The organism is Streptomyces niveiscabiei (genome assembly GCF_001419795.1).
GTDB classification, from domain to species: Bacteria; Actinomycetota; Actinomycetes; order Streptomycetales; family Streptomycetaceae; genus Streptomyces; species Streptomyces niveiscabiei.
In genome coordinates this window covers 501-15,703 of record NZ_LIRL01000221.1, presented here as the reverse complement: position 1 = coordinate 15,703, position 15,203 = coordinate 501, and the positions used below count along the sequence as shown (strand labels likewise).

Genomic DNA, 15,203 nt, shown 5'->3' with positions numbered 1-15,203 from the left:
CGGGATGTTTCACTTGTCCTGACAGGTCGGGGCGGCGACCGTTGAGGGCATGCCTACTTTCCGTTTGGCGGCCCTGGCTCTGCTGTGGGGGTCGACCTTCCTCTGGATCGAGCTCGCGCTGGAGCACGGGCTCACGCCGGTGCAGATCACCGTCGGGCGGTGTGCGCTGGGGGCGGCCGTGCTGCTGGCGCTGGCGTGGCGGGCGGGGCAGCGGCTGCCGCGTTCGCGGCGGGTGTGGGGGCATCTGGTGGTCGCCGCGCTGCTGTGCAACGCGCTGCCGTTCGCGTTGTTCAGCCTCGGCCAGCGCACGGTGGACTCGGGGACGGCGGGGGTGATGAACGCGACAACTCCCTTGTGGTCGCTGGTGATCGGGATGCTGCTGGGGAGTACGGAGAAGCGCCGGATGCCGGGGGTCGTGCTCGGGTTCGGCGGGGTGCTGCTGGTCTTCGCGCCGTGGGAGGGCGGGGCCCTGCTGAGCTGGGACGCGCTGTTCCTGCTGGGGGCGGGGGCCAGTTACGCGACCGCCTTCGCCTATATGGCCCGCACGCTGATACCGAACGACGCTCCGCTCGCCGTCTCGGCGGCCCAGCTCCTCACGGCGACCGCGTGGAGCGGGCTGGCCCTGCCGTTCGCGGGGCCCGTGGAGGCCGATGCGACAGGGCTGTTGGCGCTTCTGGCCCTGGGCGTGCTGGCGACAGGCGCGACCTTCTACCTCAACTACCGGATGATCGCCGAGGAGGGGCCGACGAGTGCGGCGACCGTCGGCTATCTCCTCCCGGTGGTGTCGGTGACGTTGGGCGCGCTGCTGCTGGACGAGCCGTTGACGCCAAGGGTGTTGGCGGGGATGGCCGTGATCCTCGCAGGAGTGGCCCTCACCCGCCGTAGAACAGCTCCTCCACGACTCCCCTCGCGCGCCGCGTGGTTCGCCGGTAGGCGTCCAGCATGTCCCCCACATGACCGGCCGCGTACCCCAAGTACCGCCCCACAGCGGCGAGTTCCCTAGCCTCGGTGGGGAACGTGTCTCCGGCCCGCCCCCGTACCAGCATCACCGCGTTGCGCACCCGGGACGCCAGCACCCAGGCCTCGTCGAGGATCTCGGCCTCTTCCGTGCCGAGGAGCCCGGCGGCGCAGGCCGCGGCGAGGGCCTCGCGGGTGCGGGTCGTCCTGAGGCCCGGCTCTGCCCAGCCGTGCCGCATCTGGAGGAGCTGCACGGTCCATTCGACGTCGGAGAGGCCGCCGGGCCCGAGCTTGGCGTGGAGCTTGGGGTCGGCGCCGCGCGGCAGGCGTTCGGACTCCATCCGGGCCTTGAGGCGCCGGATCTCGCGCACGGCGTCGTCGCCGAGCCCTTCGGCGGGGTAGCGCAGCGGGTCGATGAGGTCGATGAACCTGCGGCCCAACTCCTCGTCACCGGCGACGGGTTCGGCCCTCAGCAGGGCCTGCGACTCCCAGACCAGCGACCAGCGGCGGTAGTACGCCTCGTACGACTTGAGCGTCCGGACCAGCGGCCCCGACTTGCCCTCGGGCCGCAGGTCGGCGTCGATGAGCAACGGCGGGTCGGCGCTGGGCACTTGGAGGAGCCGGCGCATCTCGGAGACGACCCGGTTGGCGGCCTCGGAGGCTTCGCGCTCGTCGACTCCCTCGCGGGGTTCGTGGACGAAGACGACGTCGGCGTCGGAGCCGTAGCCGAGTTCGTGCCCGCCGAAGCGGCCCATGCCGATGACGGCGAACCTGGTCGGCAGGGTGTCGCCCCAGCCGTCCCGGACGACCGAGCGCAGGGTGCCGGCGAGGGTCGCGGCGGTGAGGTCGGAGACGGCGGCGCCGACCCGGTCGACCAGCGCGCCCTGGTCGGCCTCGGCGGGCTTGGTCTCGGTGCCGTAGGAGTCGACGATGTCGGCGGCGGCCGTACGGAACAGTTCGCGGCGCCGGACGCCTCGCGCCGCGTACACCCCGGCCTCGCCGCTCTCGGCGCGGCCGACGGCGGCCAGCACCTCCTGCTCCAACTGGGCGCGTCCGCGCGGTTCCAGGTCGTCGCCGTCGCCGAGGAGGGCGACCGCTTCGGGGGCGCGCAGGAGGAGGTCGGGGGCGAGGCGCCCGGCGGACAGGACGCGGGCGAGGTTCTCGGCGGCGGCGCCCTCGTCCCTCAACAGGCGCAGATACCAAGGGGTCTTGCCGAGCGCGTCGGAGACCTTGCGGAAGTTGAGGAGTCCGGCGTCCGGGTCGGCGGAGTCGGCGAACCAGCCCAACAGGACGGGCAGCAGCGTGCGTTGGATGGCCGCCTTGCGGGAGACGCCGGACGCCAGCGCCTCCAGGTGCCTGAGGGCCGCCGCCGGGTCGGCGTAGCCGAGGGCCACCATCCGCTCGCGGGCCGCCTCGGGGCTCAACCGGGATTCGCCGGGGCCGAGTTGGGCGAACGCGTCGAGCAACGGGCGGTAGAACAGCTTCTCGTGGAGGCGCCGGACCACTCCGGAGTGGCGCTTCCACTCCTGGTTCAGCTCGGTGACCGGCTCGGAGCGCATGCCGAGCGAGCGGCCCAACCGCCGCTGGTCCTCCTCGCTTTCGGGCACGAGGTGCGTGCGGCGCAGCCGGTAGAGCTGGATGCGGTGCTCCATGGAACGCAGGAAGCGGTACGCCTCGTCGAGCTGTACGGCGTCCGCGCGGCCGACGTACCCGCCCTCGGCGAGGGCCCGCAGCGCGTCCAGCGTCGTGCCGCTGCGCAGCGACGCGTCCGTCCTGCCGTGCACCAACTGGAGCATCTGCACGGCGAATTCGACGTCCCTGAGGCCGCCGGGGCCGAGCTTCAGCTCGCGGTCGACCTCGGCGGCGGGGATGTTCTCGACGACGCGGCGGCGCATCTTCTGGACGTCGGTGACGAAGTTGTCGCGCTCGGAGGCCTGCCAGACCATCGGGGCGAGCGCGTCGACGTACTGCCGTCCGAGATCGAGGTCGCCGGCGACCGGGCGGGCCTTCAGGAGGGCCTGGAACTCCCAGGTCTTCGCCCAGCGTTGGTAGTAGGCGAGGTGGCTGCTGAGGGTGCGGACGAGGGGGCCGTTGCGGCCCTCGGGGCGGAGGTTCGCGTCGACCGGCCAGATCGTGCCCTCGACGGTGGTCTCGGAGCAGATCCGCATCATGTGCGAGGCGAGTTTCGTGGCGGATCGGACGGCCTTGCCCTCGTCGGCGCCGTCGGCGGCCTCACCGACGAAGATGACGTCCACGTCCGAGACGTAGTTCAGCTCGTGGCCGCCGCACTTGCCCATCGCGATGACCGCGAGGCGGCAGGCGGCGGCGTCGCCGGGGGCGGCGTCGCAGGCGATGGCGAGGGCCGCGCGCAGGGTCGCCGTCGCGAGGTCGGCGAGTTCGGCGGCGGTCTCGGTGATGTCGGTCGTGCCGCAGACGTCCCGGGCGGCGATCGACAGGAGGCAGCGGCGGTAGGCGACGCGCAGGGAGACGGGGTCGGTGGCCTCCGCGAGGCCGCGCTCGAACTCCTCCACCCCCGGGTGGAGATCCCGGGGTTCGTAGGTGACCAGGGCCTCCCAGTCGCGGGGGTGGCGGGCGAGGTGGTCGGCAAGGGCCGCGGAGGCGCCGAGCACGCCGAGGAGGCGGTCGCGCAGGGGCTTGGCCGCTATCACCGTGTCCAGCAGTTCGCGGCGGGCCGTGGAACCGGGCTGCGCCTCCAGGAGCCGGACGAGACCGTGCAGAGCGAGGTCGGGGTCGGCGGTGGCGCCGAGGGCTTCGAGGAGGACCGGGTCGTTGCGGACGCCGGCGAGTTCGGCGCCGTCCAGGAGGCGTTCGGCGGCGGAGGGGTCGGTGAACCCGTGCCGCAGCAGACGGGAGAAGGTACTGCTCCTGCGCCCCGGCGCCGTCATCCTCGGCCTCCTCCGTCTGATCGAGGTCGTACTCCTTGGGGATCAAGGTCGTACGCCTTCGAGACTAACCCTCAGGGGGGAGACCGACGCCGGTCCGGAGGCCGCGTCTCAGTGCGCGACACGGAAGCCCGCTCAGCCGGGCGACGCCGCATCCGACAGCGTGCAGGGCGGCCGTGTCCCCGGCCTGCCTCAGCTGAGGTCGTCCGGCAGGATCCGGAAGTGCGTGTACCGGCCGCCGAGGGGGCGTACGGCCCTGAAGTCGCGTAGATCGCGGGTGAGCACGGCGTCGGTGTCGTACTCGGCGGCGAGCGCGACGTTCACCGCGTCCACCAGGTCGAGGTCGAGGGAGCCGTAACGGGCCCGGACGGCCAGCGCGGCGTCGAGGATCTCGGGGGTCGGCGGCGCGAGGACGAGGCGCATCTGACGTACCCGTGCGGTGAGCGAGCGGAGGATCCCGTCGGCGGCGGCGCGCCCCGCGCGGCTGGTGGCGACCTGGTGGACCTCGGTGAGGGCGAGGGGGCTGGCGACGAGGAACCCGCACTGGTCGGCGGCTTTCCTGGCCGTGTGGTGCGCGGGGTCGGAGCGGTTGAAGAGGGCGAGGATTCCGGAGGTGTCGGCGACAGCGATCACGCCGCGCGGCCACCGCTCCGGCGCTCCTTCGCCCCGTACCCCTCGACGACGGCCGCCCGCACCTCCTCGTGCTCGACGGGCCCGCCGAGGTCGAAGGTCTCCTCGTCGGAGACGAACGGCTCGTCCCAGACGCGGCGCGACAGCGCGATCCGGTGGATGCCCTCCCGGATCAGCTCCGCCTCCGATACGCCGAGGCGGGCGGCGGCGTCCTTGATCAGGGTCAGGTCGCTGTCGTCGGCGTAGACATTGGTCCGCTTCAAGGCCATACCTCCAAGGTACAGGATGTGTACCTCGGAGGTATGACCGTTCCCGGCTACAGCACCGGCAGGTTCTTCCGCAGTTCGAAGGCCGTGACCTCGCTGCGGTACTCCTCCCACTCCTGGCGCTTGTTGCGCAGGAACTGACGGACCCATGAGCCGACCAGGGGCAGAGTTTGCCACCCCCCATCTGAACTGCACCGGAGCGGTTGTTGGTGGTCGTTGTTGGTCGTCGTCGGTCACCCTCGGACGGCCCCCAGACGGCCCGGGGCCCGCCCTGTTCCGCCTGCCGTAACGGTGCCTGACGGCCGTAACACCGTTACGCGGCCTAACACCCAACCCCCTAGGCAGACGCGGTGTTACCCGCTCTAACAGCGGCCGTAACAGCGGGCCTAACACCTGCCGTAACACCTCCCGCCGTGGCTGTGCCGGGGTGGCCCACTGTCGGTGTGCGGGTGCTGTGCGGCGGGATGTGCGGGCCACTTCACACGACGGGTGACGTGGGGGATCGCGGTGTGCGGCTGTGCGGGTGTGCGGCACGGCCACCTCTGGCCACCTACGCCAGGGGCCGGTGACAGAGAAGAGCGAGAAGGACCGCCCTTCGGGCGGACGTCTTTCGGGCGCCTTCCCCGGCACGCGACGCGGTCCGTGGGCGACTACTGGTTAGTGGCAAGGTTGCCAGTAGCCAGTAGAACGGCGCCCTGCTGGCCAGTAGCGGGCCTGACCGGGCGTTTCTGGGTTGCCAGTAGCCACTAACCAGTAGCCAGTAGATCCGTGGGCCCACCCCGCCCTGACACCTTCTGACAGTCAGGGAACCGTCAGACCGGCCCTGACACCCAAACCCCTAGGCAGACGCGGGGTGTCACGCTCCCTGACACCCCGCGTGACACCCCCTCTGACACCCTGCCTGACACCCCCTGACACCCGGTTCTGACACCCGACCCGGACGTCCCGCAGGCGGCAGTCCAGGGTGGGGCGCACTCCCCGTCCCCCTTGGAAGGCGTGCAGGANNTCCTGCACGCCTTCCAAGGGGCAGACGGCCGGGGGCGCGCGTCGTCGGGCCGCTTCCGGTCCGAGCGGGTTCCCACGGCTTTTCAGCAGCGCGGGGGCGGCCGGGAACTCCCACTCGCCGCAGCGCCCTGAAAAGCCGTCTTCCCTTCTCTTACTAGAGAGTTGAGGGAGAACAGCGTCCGCAGCGTCCGCCGGGCTTCCCTCACCCCGTCTGACCTGCACTTTCTCTGCGGACGCTAAACAAAATGTGTAGCGTCCGCCAGTGTCCGCAGCGTCCGCACCCCTCTCCCTCCCTAAGAGCCTCTTTCCGCAGGTCAGGACACTCTTAGAGGGGGGGAGAAGGGTGCGGACGCTAGAGGGCGCTGCGGGTGTCCGGACGTGAAGGAAGAGACCACCCCCGCCGGGGGAGGTGGCTTCTTCGCCCGGGACGCACACAGCAAGAAGAGCACCGCGTCCCCGGGCCCGGTGCTCTTCTTGTTGTTCGGCAGCACAGTGGGAGCGCCCGGAGACGCAACCCCTTGCCCGCCGCACACCCCGTCACATGTGACGGGCCCGTCACACCCAAACCCCTAGGCAGACGCGGGTGTGACGCTCCCGCACAGCGGCCCGTCACACCCGCGCACCGGCCTCTCACACCCAACTGTCAGCCCGCGTCACACCTCAGCGGACAACCCCCTGCCGCCGCGCGAGCGAAGCTCGCTGCCAAGAGTCGCGCGGCGTAGCCGCACCTTCTATCCCTTGCCCTGCTGAGCTTCGCTCTCCAACGCCTTCAGTACCGACTCAGGGTCGCCGTTGTACGCAAGGTGCGGTTCGTCCGACTGGGGAGGCACGAACCGGGCTCGATAGCGGATCAGGTCGCTTTCCGCGAAGTAGATCGAGTTCGGATCGGCCGCGTGCTGCGCATTGCGCTTGCTCACGCGGGCCCAGAGTTCTTCGTGGCTCACTTCCAGGTAGACGAGCACCGTGCTTGCGCCCGCGCCGGTCGAGATCGCCCGCCAATGAGCGCGGTCGTCCGGCGTCCAGAAGCCGTGGTCGACCACCACGTTTCGACCGGCCCGAAGTTGCTCGCGAAGTTCCTCGGAGATCTCTTCGAGCACCGGGCGTTCGAGGGTCGGAAAGACCCCCCGGGGGAAGTCGACCCCGTACACGCCATGCCGACGGAACATCTCTTCGTCCGGGCAGAGCCGGACGAATCCGCGCTCAGTGAGCGCGCGGGAAAGCGTCGTCTTGCCTGAGCCGGGAAGTCCCACCATCAGTACGCAGAACGGCCCTGAGGCGTTGTCAGGGACAGTCACTGGGCGACTTCCGATTCGGTACGCCACGTACGGCCGGGGCCTCCGAGGTCGACGCCGTACTCAACGATGTTGCTCTCGCTGTCGACGAACTTTGCCGTCATCACGACCACCGGTTCCGCCGGCGGCTTCGCGGAGTCGAGTTCCAGGAGCCGCGCGTCCTCAGTCGTCAGCAGGCGGGCCGACGCGGTGTCGATCCGGTGCGTGATGGGCTGGCCGGTGGCCTCAGCGATGAGCTGTAGCGATGTTCCACCGGTCAGGCGCTCGCTTTTCGCCAACGCCGGGATCAGCTTCCCGTACCGGACGGGAATCCAGGATGTGGAGTGTGCGACGATTCCGTGCCGGTCGCGGTACACGCGACTCCGCCTGATCACGTCCGAACCCGGCGGGATGTCCAGTACGCGCGCCACCTCCACGGGGGCGGGTACCACGGCTGCTTGGTGGGAATCGGATCGTTCGCCGGACCCCCAGCTTGACCCGCTGCGCCGCCCTCGATCCTGCCTCTGAGCCCCCGAAGACATCGGCGTGCGAGGGTCCAACACCTCTGTTCCGATCCCGTGAATCCCTCGGACCAGCCCCTCGGTGCGGAGCTTCCGAAGCGCCTTTTCGGCGGTCGCGGTGCTGACATTCCACTCGTGCGCGAGGTTCTTGATGCTCGGCAGAAGCGTGCCCGGCCGTAGTTCGCCCGACGTGATCAGCTCTGTGTAGTGGGCGGCAATCTGGGCGTACGGCGCTCGATTGTCGACCTGATCCGACATCTGCCTTGCTCCCTTGTCTCAGTGGACGACAGCCCTACTGTACCCCTTGACACCTTAGGGTGCCCTAGGGAACCTTAGGGATGTGCCCGCCGGTCGGAAACAGTCGATCGGACACCGCTTACCGGCGTGCGCTGAACGAGAAAAGCCCTGGTGAACGCCAGGAAAAGCAAGGAGCGGCTCCCTACCGCCAAGCAGATAGCCGCTCCCTGACCCTCGAAGGGGTGTCTTCATGATGCCTGAAATGACTGTGCAGGTTGTGGGCGCCGTGCCGCGTCAGCCCTCGGAGTTGCGGGCGGCTGACTCGCCGTTGGGGCGGGTGCGGGTGGCGCGGGGTTGGTCGCAGGACAAGGTGGTGCGGGCGCTGGTTCTGCTCGCGGACGCCTGGCACTGGCGGATCGCGTCGGAACCGTCGTTGAAGGTCTACATCTCGGAGTGGGAGAACGGCGCCCGCCGTCCGGGGGAGACGTACCGGGTGCTGCTGTGCGCCCTGTACCGGGCCACCCCGGACGAACTGGGCTTCACCGCGTACGACAAGGCGCGCGGCAAGACGGACGGCGGCGCGTCGGAGCTCCGGGAGCGGGTCAACGACCTCACGTCCATGGTGGAGAACCTGACGGTCGCGCTGTCTGCGGCGGTTGCGGGGGTGTGGGCATGATGCCGGTGACTCTCGACCAGGTCGACGTGTCGGACCTGACCGGTTCGGAGCGGGCCGTCGCGCTGTACGCGTCGGACATGCCGAACGGGCGCGGCAGTCACTCCCGGGATGAGGTGCGGGAGTGGATCGCCCAGGGTGTGGAGCGGGTGGGCGTGAGGGAGCTGCGCCGTAGTGCGCGGTACCGCTACGGCTACCGGTTGCTGGAACTCGCCGGGATGCTGACGCCGGAGATCCGCGCGTGCCACACGGCGCGTTTCCCCGACCCGAAGCGTCTGCGCAAGGCCGGTCAGGAGTCCTCGAACAGCGTCTACGGCGACGGGATGACCGGCGCGGCGCTGCGCCGCAACGCTCAGGCCCGGACCGAGGGTGAGTGCCCGTGCGGGGGAAGCGGCCGGATCGCGTTCCGCTCCCCCGACTTCGACCCGTACGCGGCGTACGAGCGGGAGTGCCCCGTGCACGCCCCGCGCCGTGGCACGGCGTCCTGGGTACGAGGTGGCGCCCGATGACCGCTCCGCGTCGGATCGGGGCGCTGTACGCCCGTATGACGGCCCCGGCCGCCCCCGCCGTGCCGTTGGTGCGGCGGGAGCGCCGCCGGGCCGGGGATGAGTTCCCCGCGGTCCCCGCCGGGGGCATGGGACTGTCGCCGGAAGAGGTAGCCGCCCTGCTGTTCGAGGCGGGGGCGGACGTCGAGTACCTCGGGAGCGTGCCGGGCACGGACGCCCTGTACAGGGTCCTGAAGGTGTCGGCGGACGAACAGGGCCCCGCCGGGATCGTGAAGCTGGTCAGCGACTTCAGCGCGCTGGACTCGGAGGAGTTCTGGGAGGTGGCCGACTGCCGCCGGTTCGCCTACCGGCTGGCTCTGTCGTTCTGGTACGAGGGCGCCCGCTCCCGTCCGATGACGGTGGGGGAAGCGGCGGTCGCCCTGTACCTCTCGGACGCCTACCGCCATCACCAGGTGGACGCGCTCACGATGCGGCGGGCCCCGTTGCTGGTGTCCCGTGCGGTCCGTCAGGGCGCCGCCGCCGTTCCGGTCGAGACCCTGATTCGTCTCGGTGCGGCCATGGTCCGGGAGTTCACCACCCCCGCGTCCGTGACCCCCGTGACGGAGAGGGACACGCAGGTCAGTGCAGGGGACACACCCCGGGACACACCGAGGGACACACCCGGGGACACGCAGGCCGTGACGGACCCTGTGTCGGCGTCACGGCCGGGCGTCACGCGCGTCACGGCGGGCCGGGACTGGCTGTACCGGCAGGCGCTGCCGGACTGGCACCGCCGCCGCTTCTGCTTCGACCTCATGCGCGCCGACACCCGCCAGCCCACCCCCCTCATCGTCCGACTCGACAACGAGGGCGGATACGCGGTCGGGGTGACGCCCCCGGCCGGGCCGGACGGCACATGGGCGCGTTCGCTGCGGGCGGGGTGGTAGCCGTGCGCGTTCACCTCAACTCGACCCGGCGGCGCCGCCGCAAGGAACAGCTTGCGCGCCGCCACGGGCAGCACTGCGCGTACTGCCGCCGCCCGTTCAACGATCTGAAGGAAGCCACCTTGGACCACATCGTGCCCCTGTCTCTGTGGGGGTCGTGGTCGGTCACCTCGCTGATGCTGGCGTGCGTCGACTGCAACCAGGCCAAGGCCGACCGGTTGCCGCTCTCGATCGCGCTCGTTCTGTGCGCGGCGTCCACCCCGGCTGTTCACGCCGACGGCCCCTCGTTCACGGCCGCTCACGACGCGTTCACGGGGCCGTTCACGCTCGCGGTGTGGCGGTTGCTGGCCCGGATCGCGCACGCCCATCAGCCGGTGTTCACGGCCCGCTGGACACCCGATCGAGACGGTGAACGGTCTACCCCTGACCGGCGTAAATCGACCTGCCACGGTCAGCGTGTACGGCACCGGTCGGCCCGGCCGGACTGCCTGCGCGCACCCCGACCCGTACGCACCTGCGCGGGCCCGACCGGAGAGGCGGTGCACGCGTGAACACGATGAACACCCCCGTGAACGGAACACCCCGACCGGTGAACGGATCGAGCCGACCCGTGAACACCCTGAACAGCACCGTGAACGCCATGAACGCCGACCCGGACCCGGTGAACGCTCCCGTGAACACCACCACCGGTTCCGTGAACACCGGCCCGGACGCGGTGAACACGTCGGCCCGGCCCGTGAACGGCCGCTCCCGTACGGCCGCGCGTCGGCCCTCCCACGGCGGGGACGACGGCAAGCCGCCGCCCGCCGCCGCGCGGATCGTGGCCATGGCGCGTGAGCAGTACCGGTTCGTCATGTCCCCCGACGGACGCCCCTACGCGGTCGCCCGGGGCGGCTCGAACATCGCGCTGCCGCTGCGGGGCAAGGCCGGTGTCCGCCAGCGCCTCGCCCGGCAGTTCGCCGACGACTACCCCGGCGAAGTCGCCTCCCAGTCCGCGCTGGCCGACGCCATGACCGTGCTGGAAGGCGTCGCGGAGGACGACGACCCCGAACCCGTCCACCTGAGGGTCGGACGCGCCCCCGACGGGGCCGTGGTCGTCGACCTCGGCAGCGCAGACGGACGCGCGGTCGTCGTCACCCCCCTCGGGTGGGACGTCGTCGACCGCTCCCCCGTCCTCTTCCGCCGTTCCGGCGCCATGGCCCCGATGCCCGAACCCGTCCTTGACGGCGACGGACTCGCGAAGCTGCACGCGCTGCTGAACATGGACACCCCGACGTTCCGCCACCTGGTGGCGTGGCTGGTAGCGGCGTGGATTCCCGACATCCCGCACCCGGTGCTGGTCTGCAAGGGCGAACAGGGCACGGGGAAGTCCAAGGCGGCTGAGATGGCCGTCAACGTCGTCGACCCGTCCCCGGCCGCGCGGCGCAGTCCCCCGCGTGACGAGAAGGCGTGGTCACGGCAGGCGTTCAGCTCCTGGGCGTTGTGTCTGGACAACGTGTCGGCGATCCCGCCATGGCTGTCGGACACCCTGTGCAAGGCCGTGACCGGTGACGGGGTCGTCGACCGCGCCCTGTACACCGACGACGACGTGGTGGTGCTCACCTTCAAGCGCGTCCTCGCGATGACGACCATCGACGCCGGGGCGCTCGCGGGGGACCTCGCGGAACGCGTGCTGATGCTGGACATGCAGCTCATCGACTCCACACAGCGCCGCTCCGAAGAGGAACTGAACGCCACCTTCGACGCGGTACGCCCGGCGGTCCTCGGGGCCCTGTTCGACGTCCTCGCGTGCGTCCTCGCGGTCCTCCCCTCGGTGCGGCTGGAGTCCATGCCCCGCATGGCCGACTTCGCCCGCGTGCTGGCGGCCGTCGACCGCACCCAGGGCTGGAACACCCTCGGGGACTACCTCGCCGCGTCCGCGAACGTCGCCACCGACGCCCTGGAAGGCGACCTGTTCGCCATGGCCATCTCCCACCTGGTCGAACAGGCGGGCACCTGGCAGGGCACCGCCGGACAGTTGCTCGATGCACTCCCCGCCCCGCTGATCCGGCCCCCGAACTGGCCCAAGGACGCCACCCGCGCGAGCGGCAGGGTCAAGCGCCTCGCACCGCTCCTGCGGTCCATCGGCATCACCGTCGACGACACGCAGCGTAGCGCCGACCGGCACCGCCACCGCCTCCTCACCCTCTCCCGCGCACCCGACGAACCCGACCCAGCGTCCGCAGCGTCCGCACCCGGACAGGGGCCTCTGTGGCCGGATGCCACCCCACCGGGAAGCGGCCAACCCCCGCACCACCTGCACTGACGTCACCGGACCAGCCTTCCGGGCCGGGCCGCACCTAGCGGCCCGGACACGTCACCGCTGCGGACGCTACAGCCGTCCAGCGCCCGCAGCGTCCGCACCAGCGTCCACACCCCACACCCCCGCCGACCTGCGCCAACGCGAGCGTGCGGACGCTGGAACGCTGCGGACGCTGCAATACACCAACTCTCTAGGACCGCGCACCGGCACCACTCCCACGCACCGCACCCCGGACACGAGGAGTCACCACCACCATGGCCAGCACCCAACCCGCCGACCCCCGCGCGACCCTGCGGGGCGGACTCCCGGACCGCTACCTCACCCCCGAAGACCTGGTCACCATGTTCAGCCTCCCGAGCGTCGAAACCGTCTACGCATGGCGCCGCAAACGCATCGGCCCCCCCCGGCTTCCGCGTCGGCAAGTACCTCCGCTTCAACCCCGCCGCCGTACGGGCGTGGGAGACCCAGCGCACCGCACTCGACGACGCGGCCTGACGGGGTGCTAGACCTAGCACCCGCCCCCGCTAGGTCTAGCACCGCCACTAGCGGCCCATGCCCGTCCTGACCTGCTGTCTAGCGGCTAGCAGCCCCGTCCTGGGGAACCGGTCCCAACCCCCGGTGGCCCCGGCGGACGGCCCGCCTCCCCGGCTAGACAACCGGCCCGACCGAGGGGCCGTGACGCAACCTGCGACAGCTGCGCAGGGTTCCGTCACGACCCCGGGGTAAAGCCCCCCCGGCCCTACCCCGCCCCCGCCGGCCGGACTTGACTCGGCTTCTCCGGCCCCCGTCCGGCACCCGCCGGGGTAGAGGGAGCCCTCTACCCCGGTAGAGCCCCGGGTAAAGGCCGCCGACCTGCGCGGTAACGGGGGTAAAGGGGGAGCGGCACCGACGGGGAGGCACCCCCCTCAGCGCCCATCGAAGCCTCTGCCTCAACCTCCCTGAACCTCACCCGCCTCTACCCGGCCGTGCCTGCGGACCGACCCGAGAAGGAAGCCCGGATGACCATCCACCTGGAAGACCGCTGGTACCGACGCGGCGCCCCCGGCAGCGAGCGTGTCCCCACCGCCCGCCACGGCCAACAGCCCCGCTACCGCGCGCACTTCACCGCCCGCGACGGCAGCAGCACCGCGAAGACCTTCCGCCGACGCCGCGACGCCGAACGCTGGCTCACCCGAACCCGCACCACCCACCTCCTGAAGGGACACGCCTGACCATGGCTGGCCACATCCAAGACCGCTGGTACAAGACCGAGGACAACGCCGACGGCAAGCCGGTGCGCGTCCGCACCGACCGTTACGGCATCGGCCTGCGCTACCGTGCCCGCTACATCGGCCCCGACGGCACCGAGAAGTCCAAGAGCTTCCCCGACGGCAAGAAGCGCCTTGCCGATGCGTGGCTCTCGGAGACGGAAGCCGACATGTCGAACGGCACCTACGTCGACCCCAAGGCAAGCCGCACGACGTTCCGGCAGTACGCCGAGAAGTGGTTGAAGACGCAGACCACCGACCTGACGACCCGCGAGACAGTCACGTCATCGGTTCGCGGCCACGCGATCCCCTACATCGGGTCGCGGCCACTCGGTTCGTTCAAGCCGGAGCACATCCGGGACTGGCTCAGCGAGTTGGAGCGGGCCGTCCCCGCATCGTCGTACCGACGCGTGATCTACAACAACGTGTCGACGATCCTCAACGCGGCTGTCGACGACGGCCACTTGTCGAAGAACCCGTGCCACGCACAATCCGTACGCCCTCCTGCCCCCGGAACCGGCCGCGTGGTGCCGTGGGCGGCTGAGCGTGTCTTCGGCGTCCGGGAGGCACTGCCGGAGCGCTTCCGCGCGGCAGTCGACCTCGGAGCGGGATGCGGTCTGCGACAGGGGGAGATCTTCGGGCTTCCCGTGGACGAGGTCGACTTCGAGTCGGGGTGGCTGCACATCGTGAACCAGGTCAAGGTGACGTCCGGGGGGCTCGTCTTCGGCCCGCCGAAGCGGGACAAGCTCCGTGACGTCCCCCTGCCCGACCGCGTGGCGGACGCCCTCAAAGCCCACATGAAGGAGTTCCCGCCGGTCGCGGTGACCCTGCCGTGGCTCAGGAAAGATGGCCGCATGGTCACGCGGCAGTTGCTCTTCACCCGCCTCGATGGCGCGGGCGCCGTACGGCGGACCGACTTCAACGACCGCGCATGGAAGCCCGCTCTCGTCACGGCCGGCGTGATACCCGAGCCCGAACCCGGCGAGCGTCACCAGGCCGCGCGCGAACACGGGATGCACGCCCTGAGGCACTTCTACGCGTCCGTGTTGCTGAATGCCGGTGAGAACATCAAGGCGCTGAGCCGCTACCTCGGGCACAACGACCCGGGGTTCACGCTGCGGGTGTACACGCACCTCATGCCGAACAGCGACGCGCGTGCCCGTACTGCGGTGGACAGCATGTACGCGGGGACCGATCCGGCGCCGGACGGCCCACAGACGGCCCACAGGCACTGAGACGACGTGGGGCCGACGGTCACAACCCGTCGGCCCCACTCGCGTGTTCTGCGGGAAACCCGCCCTGACCTGCCCTTACAGCACCGGCAAGTTCTTCCGCAGCTCGAACGCCGTGACCTCGCTGCGGTACTCCTCCCACTCCTGGCGCTTGTTGCGCAGGAAGAAGTCGAAGACGTGTTCGCCGAGGGTCTCGGCGACCAGGTCGCTGCGTTCCATGAGGGAGAGGGCCTCGCCGAGGTTCTGGGGGAGGGGTTCGATGCCCATGGCGCGGCGTTCGGCGTCGGAGAGGGCCCAGACGTCGTCCTCGGCGCCCGCGGGGAGTTCGTAGCCCTCCTCTACGCCCTTCAGGCCGGCCGCGAGGAGCAGGGCGTACGCCAGGTACGGGTTCGCGCCGGAGTCCAGGGAGCGGACCTCGATGCGGGCGGAGCCGGTCTTGCCGGGCTTGTACATGGGGACGCGGACCAGGGCGGAGCGGTTGTTGTGGCCCCAGCAGATGTACGAGGGGGCCTCGCCGCCGGCGCCGGCGG

12 protein-coding genes and 4 pseudogenes are annotated in these 15,203 nt (G+C 70.7%); 9 read left to right on the top strand and 7 right to left on the bottom strand.

The features are described 5' to 3' along the window. Window positions 1-49: 49 nt before the first annotated feature. Window positions 50-991 (top strand): annotated as a pseudogene (locus AOK24_RS45720) (DMT family transporter); the annotation flags it as partial. Here the strand turns inward: AOK24_RS45720 and AOK24_RS12325 are convergent. From AOK24_RS12325 to AOK24_RS12305, 6 genes and pseudogenes are all read right to left on the bottom strand, one after another. Further along, window positions 873-3,863: a bifunctional [glutamine synthetase] adenylyltransferase/[glutamine synthetase]-adenylyl-L-tyrosine phosphorylase gene (locus AOK24_RS12325; RefSeq protein ID WP_055720103.1), complete on the bottom strand. Its 2,991-nt coding sequence runs from the start codon at window positions 3,861-3,863 to the stop codon at window positions 873-875. The pseudogene AOK24_RS45720 and the gene AOK24_RS12325 sit on opposite strands and share 119 nt — an antisense overlap. 189 nt (window positions 3,864-4,052) lie before the next feature. Next, on the bottom strand, window positions 4,053-4,493 hold the full coding sequence (locus AOK24_RS12320) for a type II toxin-antitoxin system VapC family toxin (RefSeq protein WP_055720102.1): 441 nt from the start codon (window positions 4,491-4,493) through the stop codon (window positions 4,053-4,055). Next, window positions 4,490-4,759 (bottom strand): ribbon-helix-helix domain-containing protein, encoded by a 270-nt coding sequence (locus tag AOK24_RS12315; RefSeq protein WP_055720101.1) that lies wholly within the window; start codon window positions 4,757-4,759, stop codon window positions 4,490-4,492. The genes AOK24_RS12320 and AOK24_RS12315 overlap by 4 nt, the downstream gene beginning before the upstream one ends. Before the next feature lie 47 nt (window positions 4,760-4,806). Continuing rightward, window positions 4,807-4,893 (bottom strand): annotated as a pseudogene (locus AOK24_RS52710) (glutamine synthetase); the annotation flags it as partial. Window positions 4,894-6,492: 1,599 nt separating this feature from the next. Next, window positions 6,493-7,056, bottom strand: a complete 564-nt coding sequence (locus AOK24_RS12310; protein ID WP_276206832.1) for a P-loop nucleotide/nucleoside kinase family protein — start codon at window positions 7,054-7,056, stop codon at window positions 6,493-6,495. Beyond that, window positions 7,053-7,811 (bottom strand): GntR family transcriptional regulator, encoded by a 759-nt coding sequence (locus AOK24_RS12305; protein WP_055720099.1) that lies wholly within the window; start codon window positions 7,809-7,811, stop codon window positions 7,053-7,055. The genes AOK24_RS12310 and AOK24_RS12305 overlap by 4 nt, the downstream gene beginning before the upstream one ends. A 241-nt stretch (window positions 7,812-8,052) precedes the next feature. Here AOK24_RS12305 and AOK24_RS12300 point away from each other — a divergent pair, with 241 nt between their 5' ends. The 8 genes and pseudogenes from AOK24_RS12300 to AOK24_RS12270 all read left to right on the top strand — a co-directional run bounded on the left by AOK24_RS12300 (window position 8,053) and on the right by AOK24_RS12270 (window position 14,676). Beyond that, on the top strand, window positions 8,053-8,466 hold the full coding sequence (locus AOK24_RS12300) for a hypothetical protein (protein WP_079056780.1): 414 nt from the start codon (window positions 8,053-8,055) through the stop codon (window positions 8,464-8,466). Then, on the top strand, window positions 8,463-8,972 hold the full coding sequence (locus AOK24_RS12295) for a hypothetical protein (protein WP_240553850.1): 510 nt from the start codon (window positions 8,463-8,465) through the stop codon (window positions 8,970-8,972). The genes AOK24_RS12300 and AOK24_RS12295 overlap by 4 nt, the downstream gene beginning before the upstream one ends. Then, window positions 8,969-9,895 (top strand): hypothetical protein, encoded by a 927-nt coding sequence (locus AOK24_RS12290; RefSeq protein WP_240553849.1) that lies wholly within the window; start codon window positions 8,969-8,971, stop codon window positions 9,893-9,895. The genes AOK24_RS12295 and AOK24_RS12290 overlap by 4 nt, the downstream gene beginning before the upstream one ends. Window positions 9,896-9,897: 2 nt before the next feature. Next, the gene (locus AOK24_RS12285) at window positions 9,898-10,443 is read left to right on the top strand and encodes an HNH endonuclease (protein ID WP_240553848.1); all 546 of its coding nucleotides are present in this window, start codon (window positions 9,898-9,900) and stop codon (window positions 10,441-10,443) included. Window positions 10,444-10,502: 59 nt separating this feature from the next. Next, window positions 10,503-12,197: an ATP-binding protein gene (locus AOK24_RS12280; RefSeq protein WP_240553847.1), complete on the top strand. Its 1,695-nt coding sequence runs from the start codon at window positions 10,503-10,505 to the stop codon at window positions 12,195-12,197. A gap of 251 nt (window positions 12,198-12,448) precedes the next feature. Then, window positions 12,449-12,689 (top strand): annotated as a pseudogene (locus tag AOK24_RS50530) (helix-turn-helix domain-containing protein). 503 nt (window positions 12,690-13,192) lie between these two features. Then, the gene (locus AOK24_RS12275; RefSeq protein WP_055720095.1) at window positions 13,193-13,405 is read left to right on the top strand and encodes a hypothetical protein; all 213 of its coding nucleotides are present in this window, start codon (window positions 13,193-13,195) and stop codon (window positions 13,403-13,405) included. A gap of 2 nt (window positions 13,406-13,407) precedes the next feature. After that, the gene (locus AOK24_RS12270) at window positions 13,408-14,676 is read left to right on the top strand and encodes a tyrosine-type recombinase/integrase (RefSeq protein WP_055720094.1); all 1,269 of its coding nucleotides are present in this window, start codon (window positions 13,408-13,410) and stop codon (window positions 14,674-14,676) included. A gap of 75 nt (window positions 14,677-14,751) precedes the next feature. Here the strand turns inward: AOK24_RS12270 and AOK24_RS50525 are convergent. Continuing rightward, window positions 14,752-15,203 (bottom strand): annotated as a pseudogene (locus AOK24_RS50525) (glutamine synthetase); the annotation flags it as partial.

What these genes read in the sequence shown, in the direction of transcription:
- AOK24_RS12300 (WP_079056780.1), top strand. Translation starts at nt 8,053, where the DNA reads ATGACTGTGCAGGTTGTGGGCGCCGTGCCGCGTCAGCCCTCGGAGTTG.
- AOK24_RS12275 (WP_055720095.1), top strand. Translation starts at nt 13,193, where the DNA reads ATGACCATCCACCTGGAAGACCGCTGGTACCGACGCGGCGCCCCCGGC.
- AOK24_RS12295 (WP_240553850.1), top strand. Translation starts at nt 8,463, where the DNA reads ATGATGCCGGTGACTCTCGACCAGGTCGACGTGTCGGACCTGACCGGT.
- AOK24_RS12290 (WP_240553849.1), top strand. Translation starts at nt 8,969, where the DNA reads ATGACCGCTCCGCGTCGGATCGGGGCGCTGTACGCCCGTATGACGGCC.
- AOK24_RS12325 (WP_055720103.1), bottom strand. Translation starts at nt 3,863, where the DNA reads ATGACGGCGCCGGGGCGCAGGAGCAGTACCTTCTCCCGTCTGCTGCGG.
- AOK24_RS12270 (WP_055720094.1), top strand. Translation starts at nt 13,408, where the DNA reads ATGGCTGGCCACATCCAAGACCGCTGGTACAAGACCGAGGACAACGCC.
- AOK24_RS12305 (WP_055720099.1), bottom strand. Translation starts at nt 7,811, where the DNA reads ATGTCGGATCAGGTCGACAATCGAGCGCCGTACGCCCAGATTGCCGCC.
- AOK24_RS12315 (WP_055720101.1), bottom strand. Translation starts at nt 4,759, where the DNA reads ATGGCCTTGAAGCGGACCAATGTCTACGCCGACGACAGCGACCTGACC.